The sequence below is a fragment of the Halolactibacillus halophilus genome (assembly GCF_900115605.1).
In the GTDB taxonomy this organism is placed as follows: Bacteria; Bacillota; Bacilli; order Bacillales; family Amphibacillaceae; genus Halolactibacillus; species Halolactibacillus halophilus.
Genome location: NZ_FOXC01000007.1, coordinates 51,727 through 65,356, shown reverse-complemented (window position 1 = coordinate 65,356; position 13,630 = coordinate 51,727). Strand labels below are relative to the sequence as shown.

Genomic DNA, 13,630 nt, shown 5'->3' with positions numbered 1-13,630 from the left:
AAGAAAAACTATGTCAAGTCATTTAGAGAGGAAGAAAACTATGATAGATACACTTGAACAACTTCAACAAGAACTTACATACTTAGAAGCACGATACAATATTAATCTCGAACAACTTAATCAAAAAATCAAGGTCGCGACAAGCCAGCATAAGGATGAAAATGAAGCGGCTTTATTTTATGCACTCAATCAAATTGATATCGATGCACCAAACTGGTCATTTATTGCAAGCCATTTTTTAAAGAAACAATTATATCAAGAAGCCAGTCGTAACCGGCAGCATAACGATCCTACCAGTTATCCTGATTTTTATCAACTTATTGTCACACTTACAGACAAAGGTATTTATTCTGATGCGCTGCTGAGTCACTATTCAAAACCAGCTATCGTTGAATTGGGCCAAGCGATAGATCCTAAAAAAGACGAACTGTTTAACTATATTGGTCTATTCTTGTTACAAGATCGTTACCTTGCGAGAAATCACAAAAAAGAATTATTTGAATTACCTCAAGAACGGCTAATGGTCATTGCGATGACTTTGATGCAACACGAACCGAAAGCCAAACGCCTCGCGCTTGTTAAAGAGGCTTACTGGGCACTATCTAATCTCTATATGACTGTCGCTACACCGACATTATCAAATGCAGGCAAAAGCTACGGGCAATTGTCGAGTTGTTTTATCGACACCGTCGATGATTCGTTAGACGGTATTTATATGAACAATTGGGATGTGGCACGTCTTAGTAAAGACGGCGGGGGCATTGGTGTATATTATGGTAAAGTTCGAGCACTCGGCTCTGATATTAAAAAATTCAAGGGGCATTCTAGCGGTGTGATTCCTTGGATTAAATTATTAAATGATACAGCGGTAAGTGTTGATCAACTCGGCCAACGCCAAGGTGCAGTCAGCATTTACTTAGATGTGTTTCATAAAGATATCATGAACGGATTTTTAGATTTAAAAACGAATAATGGCGATGAGCGCCGGAAGGCGCATGATATTTTCACTGGCGTCAGCATTCCTGACTTATTTATGGAGCAGTTAGAAAAAATCGATGAGGCAGGACGAAGTATTGGTGAGTGGCATACCTTCTGTCCCCATGAAGTCAAGCAAGTGATGGGTTGGAAAGATGAGAACGGACAAGCACTTGGCTTAGAAGATTTTTACGATGAAGCCGATAAAAAGTATTTTACTGAGAAATACCATGAAGCAATCAATCACCCACTTCTATCACGTAAAACATACCGGGCAATGGATATTATGGCTCGGATAATGATGGCACAACTTGAAACAGGCACTCCTTATATGTTTTACCGGGATGAAGTCAACCGAAAAAATGCCAATAAACATGTCCACGGACGTGGGCGAACCAGTATTTTCTCAAGTAATCTGTGCACAGAAATCACCCAAAATATGTCGGCAACAACGATTATAAAAGAGTACATTGATGATGAGGGCAATAGTGTTATTGTGAGAAAGCCTGGTGAATTCGTTGTTTGTAACCTTTCATCGATTAACCTTGCCCGCGCTGTAACTGATGATGTGTTAGCACGGCTTGTTCCTATTCAAGTACGGATGCTTGATAATGTGATTGACTTAAATACGATTACCGTTGCCCAAGCTAACTTAACCAATCAAACATATCGAGCAATTGGCCTTGGCACATATGGCTGGCATCACTTGCTTGCCCTTGAGAATATTTACTGGGAATCAGACGATGCAAGTGACTATGCTGATAAACTCTATGAAGAGATTGGTTATTTAACTTTACAAGCGTCGATGAACTTAGCTAAAGAGAAGTCACCCTACGCTAAATTTAAAGGCTCTGAGTTTGATAACGGAAACTACTTCAAAGACCGCAACTATGAAAGTGAACGTTGGCTTCAATTACAACGAGCGATTCAAACACATGGACTACGAAACGGGTATTTAATGGCGGTTGCGCCCAACAGTTCAACAGCTAAAATAGGCGGGTCTACCGATGGAATTGATCCCATTTATGCACTCATGTATGCAGAAGAAAAGAAAAACTTTAAATTCAAAGTCACTGTCCCAGATTTAACGCCGAAGACGTATCCCTATTATTTAAAAGCACGCCATGAACTCGACCAACAAAAGAGTATCGAACAAAATGCTAAAAGACAACGCCATATCGATCAAGGTATCAGCTTTAATTTATATGTCCGTCATGATATTAAGGCAAAAGAACTACTTGACCTACACTTAGCCAGCTACCATAATAAATTAAAAACAACGTACTATGTACGCTCGACGTCACAAGCAGAAATTAATGAATGTGTCGCTTGTCATAGCTAGGAGGCAAATGAATGATTGAACAACCATTGAAAAAAATACCGTTACTGAATCCACAACACCCAAATAAATCAACCGGCATTATTAACGGTCAAACGTCTGGCATTCTTAATTGGAATGACTTACGCTACCCACAAATGTACGACCTTTATCAAACATTGTTATCAAACTTTTGGAAAGCGCATGAAATTAATATGCAAGATGATGTTAAGGCGTGGGATCAGTTAACAGCTATAGAAAAAGATGTCTTTTTACGAATCAATACCCAGCTCGCGGCTCTAGATAGTTTACAAACACCGACGATGTCAGAGGTGATGAACTATGTCACCGACTCAAGTTTTAAAGCGATTTTTGCGGTGATTAGTCAACAAGAGGCGGTGCACAATGAATCGTATTCTTACATCTTAAGCTCACTCATTCCAACAGATGAACAGAATGCACGATTTAATGAGGCAAAGAGCGATCCAATCGTAAATAAACGCAATCAATTTATTTTAGATTATTATCAACAGTTTAAAGATAATCCGACACCACTTAATTTATTTAAATTAGCGATTAGCTCAATTAATTTAGAAGGAATCTACTTTTACAGTGGTTTTGCATTCTTTTATCATTTAGCCACACATCAAAAGATGTTGAAAACAAGTACGATGATTTCATATATCCAGCGTGATGAGATGCAGCATGCCTATTTTATCTCGCAGTTTGTTAGAATTCTAATGTCAGAACAGCCTGAATTAAACAGTGATGCTAACATTCAATTTATTTATGACTCGATTAAACAAGCGGTAGAACTTGAAAAAGAGTGGGCAGCCGTCATTTTAAAAGATATTGAAGGGATTGATCTTAACGAATTCTATCTTTACCTTGAATATCTTGCGAATAAACGCTTTAGACAACTTGGGTTAGACAACGGTTATCCTGAACGTGACAATCCTATGCCATGGATTCATGTATTTAGCGATGAGATGATGAATGAGACAAAGTCTGATTTCTTTGAACAAAAGTCGCGTACGTACACAAAAGTATCCTCATCTAATGGCTTCGATGAATTGTAGGTGAGATGAATGCATGCCTGTCTCATTTACACCTCCATCACCGGGAATACACAAGCCGTGATGGAGAATATTAACGATGCCTTAGCACAGCTTGATATTACACCACAACTCATTCACGTGCGTGATTTAGATTTTGAGATGCTATCACACTACGATTACCTCATTATTGGAACATATACATTCGGTAATGGTGATATTCCTAAAGAAATGATGCCACTGTATCACTATCTTTCTCAAACCGACTTAACACACGTCCGAAGCGCTATTGTTGGGACGGGTGACCGATTCTATCCTTATTTTTGCGGTGCGGTCGATCGTTTCGTTGCACCAATGCAGCAACGGACCGATTTACGCGTAACATTAAAAGTCGAACTTTACCCAGAGCAAAAAGATCGCGACAAGATTCCGCGATTGATTGCGTCCTTAACAAGATAAGTCAGGGTAGAAAATGCCATGGAGGCAATGACTGGTCATCACATGAAACGCAAACAAGCGCCCAACGGCATCTTCATTGCCATTGGGCGCTTGTTTATCCTGTTAATATATCAACCGATTGTCTAGTCATTTGTTAAACCAAATTGAGCCGCATACAGCTCACTGTAAGCACCTTTTTTAGCTAATAATGCCTCATGTGAACCCGTTTCCTTAATACCTTCTTCTGTCACTACAACGATTTTATCAGCATCTTTAATCGTTGCTAGGCGGTGAGCGATGACAAGCGTTGTCCGACCTTTCGATAACCGGTTAAGCGCTTTTTGAATTTTCATTTCTGTTTCAGTATCAAGTGCTGACGTTGCCTCATCAAGGATTAAAATCGCTGGGTTTTTTAGAAACATCCGTGCGATGGATAAGCGTTGTTTTTGTCCACCCGATAGCTTTACGCCTCGTTCACCAATCACAGTATCTAGCCCTTGAGGTTGGTTTAAGATGAATGTATCGAGCCGTGCTTGTTTAGCCGCTTCTAATATTTCCACATCAGTTGCATCAAGCTTACCATAGGCAATGTTTTCTCTAACCGTCCCAGAGAATAAAAAGACATCTTGTTGAACAACACCAATACTTTCACGTAAATAGTGCTGTTTCACATCACGAATGTCAACGCCACCGACGGTTATGGATCCATTAGTCACTTCATAAAACCGCGGCAGTAAATTACACAACGTCGTCTTTCCTGCGCCTGTCGGTCCGACGAAGGCTACTGTTTCTCCTTGTTTAATCGATAAATTAATTCTACTGAGAACATCTTGGTCTTTAGTGTAGCCAAAACTCACATCTTTATAAATAATATCACCCTTAACATGAGTCTTTCGAGCATTGGCTCGGTCTTTAATTGTTGGCTCCGTGTCAAGGACATCTGTGTAACGTTTAAATCCAGCAAATCCTTTCGGATAACTCTCAATCACTGCATTAATTTTTTGGATTGGACCAATTAAAATATTCGTGAGTAAAATGAAAGCGATAAATTCTCCCTGTGATAAAGAACTATCAATGACAAAATAAGATCCAAACATTAACGTCGATAGGGTGATTAGTCGCATCAGTAAATAGTTAACCGTCACATTCTGCGCCATAATTTTGTATGATGATAACTTTGTCACGCGGTAATCCATATTATTTTCTTGAAATTTATCCGATTCATACGCTTCATTAGCAAATGCCTTAACGACTCGGATCCCACCAATACTATCTTCCACTCTCGCATTAATATTGGCGACATCTTGAAACATACGGCGAAATGTTTTGGTCATCTTTTTGTTAAAATGAATCGCAAAAACAACGATAAGCGGTACAACAGTAAAAATAATCAGCGCTAACTCGACATCAATCGTTAACATAATCCATAACGAGCCAATGAGCGTCATCACAGCGACAAAGACGTCTTCTGGCCCGTGGTGAGCTACTTCACCAATCTCCTCTAAATCTTTCGTTAACCGTGAAATAGAGTGACCTGTTTTCGCATTATCAAAGTAACCAAATGACAACGACTGCAGATGTTCAAATAATTTCCGGCGCATCGTTGTTTCAATATTAATTCCTAACATATGCCCCCAATAGGTGACCACAAAATGTAGGAATGTATTAAGCAAATAAATCATCAGTAACACAAACGCCGCTAACATGATAATAGAAAAATTTTCGCTCGGAAGTAATTCATCGATAATATAATTCACCGCCAGTGGAAAGGCAAGTTCGAGCAAACCTACCAATACAGCAGCCGAAAAATCTAACATAAATAGACCTTTATACGGCTTATAATAACTAAAAAATCGTCGTAACATCTAAAAATCCCCTCTCTTTATGTATGCCCCTCTCGTCACAACGCTTTCTTATGACTGAGAAACGCTTTAAAATTAAAACGTGTATGTGATACAATCTCAAATTATATCATAAGTCAAGGGATGAGACTGATAAAAAGCTCGAGTGGACTTTCAACAAAAGGTTACACAGATTGTAAGTTTTTGTTATACTTGTATATGTGAAAATAAAAACAAAAGGAGGATTTTTATGACGAATAAACGTTGGGTGGCAATTGGCTTATCTATTATCGTGCTAATTGTATCACTTATTTTACCCGCTGCTGCATCTATATTTATGGCTGATGAGGAAGACAACGAAGATAAAGCCACGGATTTCTTCACTGCCTTCATTGACGATGCTCAGGCCGAAACTGTTGTGAGAGAGGGGGATGGTTTTAATCGGATTGCTTTAATCGATGTTCAAGGTGAGATGATTAATCAACAAGCAGCACCATTTGCTCAAGGGGGTTATAACCATACTTTACTCTTAGACCAACTGGAACAAATAAAAACAGATGATACGGTAAAAGCCATTCTTCTGCGCGTTAACACACCTGGTGGGGGCGTGTACGAAAGTGCGGAACTCACTGATAAAATCAAAGAAGTAAAAGAGGCCCGCGACATTCCTGTCTATACAGTCATGGAAAGTATGGCTGCGAGTGGTGGCTATTACATATCAGCGCAATCAGAAAAGATCTTTGCGACCAAAGAGACCTTAACTGGATCAATTGGTGTCATTATGCAAGGTTTTAATGTGTCTGGTTTACTTGATAAGTTAGGCATTGAAGATACAACGATTAAAAGCGGTGATTTAAAAGACTTAGGTTCTACCACCCGCCCAAATACAGAAGAAGAAATTGCCGTCTTACAAGAGCTTGTTGATGGCATGTATGAGCGTTTCGTAAGTGAGATTATTACAGGACGCGATATGTCACGTGAGCAAGTACTCGATTTAGCAGACGGACGTATTTATAGTGGGGCTCAGGCTGAAACTCTTGGGCTTGTGGATGAAATTGGTTACTTTGATGATGCTTTAGCAACACTTGAAGCTGATTTTGATTTATCTGGTGCCGAAGTCTTTCAATATGAAGGTTCATCTTTAACCATGTTCGATCAATTTTTCCTATCAATGAAACAACTGTTACCTCAAGCGGAATCAACACCTCTAAATTCGATTGGACAGACAGAGGAAGCCCCAACATTTAAGTACCTTTATAGGGGGCTGTAATATGATTAAGCGATTTAATGATTATCCGGATTATTTTTATGCAGGATTTTTCATTCGATTATTTGCTTTTACTGTTGATGTGATCTTGATCGGTTCACTTTCTCGTTTATTCTTATTCTTTTTAGATGATAGTTTGGTGAAAACGGTGTTATCACTTAGTATTTACTTGCTGTATTTCATTCTTATGACGAAATTTACTAATGGTCAAACACTAGGTAAAATGATTTTCGGTATTCGAGTGATTGCGATCAATGAAGAAAAGCTCAGCTGGACAACCGTCCTTGTGCGTGAAGGTTTTGGCCGTTACTTACAAAAAGTACTTTGGATTATGTATAGTCTAACGATTTTTACTCGTTACAAACAACATGTTGTCGACCTCTTAACAGACACCTCTGTTGTAACAGAAAATTACTTAAGATTGCTTAAATCAACGACTGAATTAAAAAAAGAAACGATGCATGAAGAAATAATTCCAACGGTCTAAGGACACAAAAAAAAATAGACAAAAAGGTCCCATGCTTTTAATGCTAAGCATAGGACCTTTTCTAACTTCATAATACATTAAAATAAAACTTAACGAACTACCTCTAAAGCAACTGGAATGAAGGCCTCGACTTCTTCATCATTTGATAAAGCTACTGCCGCATCAATGGCTTCTTGACCAATTAATAACGGACGTTGCGCAATGGTACCACTTAAACGACCTTCCTCAACAGCTTTCACCGCATCATCTGTCGCATCAAATCCAATAATCACCAAGTCACTTAAACCAGCTGCCTCTGCTGCCTCAATCGCACCTAAAGCCATTTCATCATTGTGAGCAAACACCCCTTTAATATCCGATTCGCTCTGAAGGATATTTTCCATCACCGTTAATCCTTCTGCCCGGTTAAAGTTTGCTGTTTGTTTTGTAACAACGTCTAACTGTTCATCTGCGACTGTGTTAAAACCTTCACCACGTTCACGTGCTGCTGATGATCCTGGAATACCTTCCAGTTCTGCTACTTGACTACCTTCACCAACAAGTTCAACCATTAATTCGCCGGCGAGTTTGCCACCCTCCACATTATCACTTGCCACGTGGACCGCTACATCGCCACCTTCAGAAACACGGTCGACAGTAATGACTGGAATGCCGGCTTGATTAGCCGATTCAACAGCGGTACCAACTGATGCTGAATCAGTCGGATTAATCATAATAATATCAACATCTTGTTGAATGAGGTCTTCAACATCATTGATTTGTTTAGACACATCATCTTCTGCATCAATGACTCTAATACTAGCTCCGCGCGCTTCAGCTTGAGCTTCTGCCCCTTCAGCTAGCGTTACAAAAAACGGGTTGTTAAGGGTTGAAATAGAGAAACCAATCGTCATTGTATCATCACTATCAGTCGATGACTCATCTGATTCTGAACCAGGGGCATCAAGCGAACACGCACTCATAACAATAAGACCAATCAGTAACATGAGAAACATTTTCATTTTTTTCATTTGACTCACTCCATTTTCTTTTTAATATTTATTCGACAGCACGCGGCTGTTTGAACCACTTTTTACGTTTACTTTTTACGGTCAACAAGTACCGCTAAGAGAATGACGCTACCTTTTACTACCTGCTGAAAGGTTGAACTGACACCAAGTAAATTCAAACCATTATTTAATACACCGATGATTAAGACACCGATGAGCGTTCCAACAATCTTACCTTTACCACCAGACAGGCTTGTTCCACCTAATACAACAGCTGCAATGGCATCTAATTCGTATGATTCACCAGCCGTTGGCTGGGCTGAACTTAAACGTGAGGTTAAAATCATTCCAGCGACACTTGAGAGAAAACCAATTAAACTATACGCGAAAATTTTAACACGATCTGAGTGTATACCAGATAAAATAGCTGCTTCTTCATTACCGCCAACAGCATAAATACGTCGACCAAGTGTCGTTTTCTTTAAGACGAGAAACAAGATGATAAACACAATTCCTACTAAAACAACTGGAACCGGTATGCCAAATAAATATCCCTTGCCAATCATTTGGAAGAATGTAGAATCACCTAAACCTGAGATTGGACGACGATCCGTGACAACAAGTGTCAATCCTCTAAAGATTGTCATAGTCGCTAATGTGGCGATGAACGGTGCTACATGACCTTTCGCAATGACAATCCCATTAATCGCACCGAGTATTGCACCTGATATTAACCCAGCTAATACGGCTAGTATAGGATCGAGACCGCTTGCAAGTAATGACGCAGATACAGCACTTGACAAAGCTAGTGTTGAGCCGACGGATAAGTCGATTCCGCCTGTTAGAATAACAAACGTCATCCCAAAGGCAATCATCGCATTAATCGATACTTGTCGAAAGACATTCAATAAGTTACCTGCAGATAAGAATCCTGGATCAATGATACTAATAATCACCACGATAATAAGTAATCCAACCAGTGGACCAAGTTGGGCGACTAAATGGGGGATCCGTTTATTTTTTAACATGTTTATCTCCTCCTGTTGCATAATGCATGATTGTCTCTTCTGTTAAGTTATCTCGATTTAATATGGTCATTAACTGTCCTTCACTCATAACGGCCACACGGTCACTCATTCCAATAATTTCTGGTAATTCAGATGAGACCATTATAATCGCTACGCCCTGTTTAGCGAGGTCACACATAATCGTATAGATTTCTTTTTTTGAACCAACATCAACCCCGCGCGTTGGCTCATCTAGTATAAGAACATCTGGACGGGTGCCTAACCATTTGCCTAAAACCACTTTTTGTTGATTACCACCACTGAGTGATTTAGCTAATTGATGTTCGCCCGTTACTTTAATATTGAGTGCTTGTTGCATTTCTTCATATAATTCAGTTGACTTTTTATCATTCATCCACCCATTACGTGATAACGCTTTCAAGTTAGCTAAATTTAAATTATCTCCAACAGAAAAATCAACAATTAAGCCTTTTGATTTTCGATCTTCTGAAATAAATCCAATACTGCGTTTAATAGCATCTGATGGGTGATTGATATCGACAATTTTTCCGTCTAATATCACGTTACCAGCTGTCTTTTTACGATAACCGAAGATTGTTTCTACAACCTCAGACCGACCAGCTCCCATAAGGCCAGACACACCGAGTATTTCTCCACTCCTCACTTCGAAGGAAATATCGTTAAATAATCCCGTTAATGATAAGTTTTCTATTTTTAATTTTACTTCTTTTGCTTGATGGGTTCGATCAGGATAGCGATTACCTAACTCGCGTCCTACCATCATACTCACAATCTCATCAAACGTGGTTTGTTTAATGAATCGTGTGCCAATAGAGACACCGTCTCTTAAAACGGTAATACGATCACAGATAGCGAAAATCTCTTCCATTCGGTGAGAGATATACACAAATGATACCCCTTGTTTTTTCAAACGCTGGATGACTGCAAACAGCGTGTCGATTTCTCGATCAGTAAGAGCAGCTGTTGGCTCATCCATAATGATGACTTCTGCTTTTGTCATTAATGCTTTAGCTATCTCTAATATTTGTTGCTTTCCAACAGACAAATCTTTCGCCAATGTGTGGGGTGCGACATCAAGTCCTAATTGACTAAGTTGCTTTTTCGTCTCTTGTTCCATTGCTTTTGTATTCATCCAACCAAATTTATAGGTAAGTTCTTTTCCTAAGAATAAATTCTCTTGAACTGTTAGTTCAGGTAGGATGTTTAGCTCTTGGTGAATAACAACAATCCCATCTTCTTCTGCCTCATCAGGATGTGTATACGTGACATCATTACTCTTCACTTTAATTTGACCAGCATCACGCTTATAAATTCCAGAAAGAATCTTCATTAATGTCGATTTACCTGCACCATTTTCACCCATAAGCGCATGAATTTCACCAGGTTCAACCGTAAAGTTCACACCATTAAGTACTTTATTAGCACTGAATGATTTAGTAATCCCGTACATTTCAATCATGTTCCTTACCTCCTTTTCTTGCCCTTAAAAGATGACACCTGATTGTAAAATAACATTAGCATAAGGCGTCGCTTCCCCTGTCCGAATAATGACTTTGGCCTGTTTTGTTTGTGTTTTAAAAGCTTCATGTGTGAGATAACTAATTGGAATATCACGTGAGCTTAAACGCGTTTCGATTATTTGATTATTAGCTTTTATCTCTTTTGCAAGTATCATCTGTTCGACAGCCATGTCGTTAAGTACTTCCTCAACAACGGATAAAAAAGACGGATCCCCGAGTTTTAATGTGAGGTCAATACAGCGGACACCATCTGGAATCGGTAAACCACAATCAGCAATCACGATTTGATCCGTGTGCCCAAGATGGCTTAATACACTTGCGATGTCTCGATTTAATATACCATGCTTTTTCATATCTATTGACCACCCTTTTTCATTAATTCAATCACTTCACTGCGGCTTGGCATACCGCCTTGTGCTCCGAATTTCCGGACGGATAAAGCGGCCGCTGCGTTGGCAAATATAATGGCCTCTTTTAATGAGTGATTTTCCGCTAAATAAACAGCTAAAGCCCCGTTAAACGTATCTCCTGCTCCTGTCGTATCTTCAACGGTAACATTAAAACCCGGTACATGTTGAACTTTGCCGTTCTGAAAATACCTTACCCCTTGTTTACCCTCAGTTACAATCAATTTTTCTTTCCCAACATCTAAGGATGTGACTTCTGTTTCATTTGGTGTGACATAGGTTACTTGTTTGAGTACGTCATCTGGAACTTCTTGAATCGGTGCCGGGTTTAAAATGACGGGAATGTTATGTCGATAACAATAACCGGTTACATATTCAATCGTCTTTAACGGTATTTCAAGTTGCAAGACAACAATGTTACTCTGGTCGATCACGTCTAAATATTTTTCTACATATGTTGGTGTAACATAATCGTTTGCTCCTGGCGTTACGATAATTCGATTATCACCGTCTGATACAAGAATAGTCGCAACACCGGAAGGTACATCTGTAACCGGTTCCACATAATCGGTTAAAACGCCTTCTCGTTGAAGATTTTCTATTAACACTTTACCAAAAGGATCATCCCCCACACAACCAATCATAGTCACATCAGCTCCGAGTCGAGCCGCTGCAACCGCTTGATTTGCGCCTTTACCTCCTGGGACAGTATTAAACCCTGTTCCCATCATTGTTTCGCCTTGATGCGGTATCCGATCCGACGTAGTTACCATATCTAAATTAATACTTCCAATCACCGTAACTTGTTTTTGTTTCATTTCATTCACCTCTTGTTGTTTCTCTTATTTTTAGCTCGGTTTCTAGTACAAAATGTAATTCTTCTAAAGGTTTCTTTTCTATTTGTTTAATCAATAGTCTACAAGCTAATGTGCCCATTTTATAAATGGATTGACTAATCGTTGTTAAGCTCGGGATTAACATCTCACCTAACGGAATACCATCAAAACCAATGATTTGTATATCTTCAGGTACATGTAAACCTAGAGATTGCGTAGCTTTTAAAGCCCCTACAGCCATGACATCACTACTCGTAAAAATCCCATCGATTTCAGGATATTCATTTAAAATCTTTAAGATTTTTTGCTTTGATTCATCAATATCAAATGCACTTTCAACAATTTCATGCCGTGTCTGATGTTGGTCAACAACATCTTTAAAACCTAGATAGCGATCATAAGCTGTTTTTATAGTTAATGGCCCCCGGACATGAGCAATAAATTGACACCCCTGTTCAATTAAGTACTTTGTGCCAAGTTTTGCACCTTCTCGGTTATTTGATCTAACACTCGGAATTGCTTCACCAATTGTTCGATCAAGCATCACAAGCGGAATACCTAAATCTAAATAATCCTTTTCACTTAATTCATGTGTCGCAATAATCAAGCCATCCACATATTTTGATTTAAGTGCTTCAATGTAGTGTTTTTCTTTATCAATATCCTCATCTGTATTACAAATCACCACCGTATAACCATAGGTTAAAGCAACATCCTCAACCGCACGTGCCAGTTCTGGAAAGAACGGGTTCGTGATATCCGGTATAACGAGTCCTAACATTTTTGACGTTTTATGATATAACGACCGTGCTACTGAGTTCGGTTTATAGTTCAGTGCACCAATGGCTTCTTTTACTTTTTGTTCAGCTTCTTTACTTAAATAACCTTTTTTATTTAAATATCGTGACACGGTTGCCACAGATACGTTCGCATGTTTTGCGACATCTTTTATCGTTGCCATTGTTATCCCTCACTTCATGTAACCGGTTACATACAATATAATTGATAATGATCAGATTGTCAACCACTGTTACAATATTTAATTTTCTCTTTGTCAAGATACAAAAAAAATCAGTCAGCATGCTTTTTAAAGCGAGCTGACTGATTTAAATATATTTTATGCTTTTAAAATAACATTTCGTTGGTGTAAAAAAATCAATCAATAAAGGTATTTTAAAAAACCAACGTGGTCATCAATAGATGTACAGGCGCGTCTCATAAAAAACGAATGGGACCATCCCTTAAGAGAGTAAGTGGAGCATAGCGGGTTCGAACCGCTGACCTCTACACTGCCAGTGTAGCGCTCTCCCAGCTGAGCTAATGCCCCGCAATCTGTTACATGAGTATTATACAAATTTTCACCTGTTTTGACAAGGGGGATTATTTCCTAAGCCATAATTTCACTATTGTTTTTCTATCATACTGTGTTCTATATTGACTTTCTATTC

At 39.0% G+C, this 13,630-nt stretch carries 12 protein-coding genes and 1 tRNA gene; 5 read left to right on the top strand and 8 right to left on the bottom strand.

Annotated features, from left to right (window positions below; all coding sequences use genetic code 11):
• The first annotated feature begins 40 nt into the window (after positions 1–40).
• Genes BM098_RS04235 through BM098_RS04225 form a run of 3 tightly spaced genes read left to right on the top strand, consistent with a single transcriptional unit; the run spans position 41 to position 3,807 of the window.
• Complete coding sequence (locus BM098_RS04235; RefSeq protein WP_200795831.1) at positions 41–2,317, top strand: ribonucleoside-diphosphate reductase subunit alpha; 2,277 nt, start codon at positions 41–43, stop codon at positions 2,315–2,317.
• A gap of 11 nt (positions 2,318–2,328) precedes the next feature.
• On the top strand, positions 2,329–3,372 hold the full coding sequence (locus BM098_RS04230; protein ID WP_089830750.1) for a ribonucleotide-diphosphate reductase subunit beta: 1,044 nt from the start codon (positions 2,329–2,331) through the stop codon (positions 3,370–3,372).
• Positions 3,373–3,381: 9 nt separating this feature from the next.
• Positions 3,382–3,807 carry a flavodoxin domain-containing protein gene (locus tag BM098_RS04225; RefSeq protein ID WP_089830748.1) on the top strand — a complete coding sequence of 142 codons (426 nt, stop codon included), beginning with the start codon at positions 3,382–3,384 and terminating at the stop codon, positions 3,805–3,807.
• A gap of 122 nt (positions 3,808–3,929) precedes the next feature.
• Here BM098_RS04225 and BM098_RS04220 read toward each other — a convergent pair whose 3' ends face one another.
• Positions 3,930–5,651: an ABC transporter ATP-binding protein gene (locus tag BM098_RS04220; protein WP_089830746.1), complete on the bottom strand. Its 1,722-nt coding sequence runs from the start codon at positions 5,649–5,651 to the stop codon at positions 3,930–3,932.
• A 226-nt stretch (positions 5,652–5,877) separates the two neighbouring features.
• Between BM098_RS04220 and sppA the strand changes: the two genes are divergently transcribed.
• A complete protein-coding gene (gene sppA, locus BM098_RS04215; RefSeq protein ID WP_089830744.1) occupies positions 5,878–6,897 on the top strand; it encodes a signal peptide peptidase SppA in 1,020 nt (339 codons plus the stop codon).
• Between the two features lies 1 nt (position 6,898).
• Complete coding sequence (locus BM098_RS04210) at positions 6,899–7,381, top strand: RDD family protein (protein ID WP_089830742.1); 483 nt, start codon at positions 6,899–6,901, stop codon at positions 7,379–7,381.
• 89 nt (positions 7,382–7,470) lie between these two features.
• Here the strand turns inward: BM098_RS04210 and BM098_RS04205 are convergent, their stop codons facing one another.
• From BM098_RS04205 to BM098_RS04175, 7 genes are all read right to left on the bottom strand, one after another.
• Complete coding sequence (locus tag BM098_RS04205) at positions 7,471–8,391, bottom strand: substrate-binding domain-containing protein (RefSeq protein ID WP_089830740.1); 921 nt, start codon at positions 8,389–8,391, stop codon at positions 7,471–7,473.
• Positions 8,392–8,459: 68 nt separating this feature from the next.
• Positions 8,460–9,398 carry an ABC transporter permease subunit gene (locus BM098_RS04200; RefSeq protein ID WP_089830738.1) on the bottom strand — a complete coding sequence of 313 codons (939 nt, stop codon included), beginning with the start codon at positions 9,396–9,398 and terminating at the stop codon, positions 8,460–8,462.
• Positions 9,385–10,878, bottom strand: a complete 1,494-nt coding sequence (locus BM098_RS04195; protein ID WP_089830736.1) for a sugar ABC transporter ATP-binding protein — start codon at positions 10,876–10,878, stop codon at positions 9,385–9,387. The genes BM098_RS04200 and BM098_RS04195 overlap by 14 nt, the downstream gene beginning before the upstream one ends.
• A gap of 24 nt (positions 10,879–10,902) precedes the next feature.
• Positions 10,903–11,292 carry a D-ribose pyranase gene (rbsD, locus tag BM098_RS04190; RefSeq protein ID WP_089830734.1) on the bottom strand — a complete coding sequence of 130 codons (390 nt, stop codon included), beginning with the start codon at positions 11,290–11,292 and terminating at the stop codon, positions 10,903–10,905.
• 2 nt (positions 11,293–11,294) lie between these two features.
• Positions 11,295–12,164: a ribokinase gene (rbsK, locus tag BM098_RS04185; protein WP_089830732.1), complete on the bottom strand. Its 870-nt coding sequence runs from the start codon at positions 12,162–12,164 to the stop codon at positions 11,295–11,297.
• A gap of 1 nt (position 12,165) precedes the next feature.
• Positions 12,166–13,143 carry a LacI family DNA-binding transcriptional regulator gene (locus BM098_RS04180; RefSeq protein ID WP_089830730.1) on the bottom strand — a complete coding sequence of 326 codons (978 nt, stop codon included), beginning with the start codon at positions 13,141–13,143 and terminating at the stop codon, positions 12,166–12,168.
• A 293-nt stretch (positions 13,144–13,436) separates the two neighbouring features.
• Positions 13,437–13,509: transfer RNA gene (locus BM098_RS04175), tRNA-Ala, on the bottom strand.
• Between the last annotated feature and the right edge of the window lie 121 nt (positions 13,510–13,630).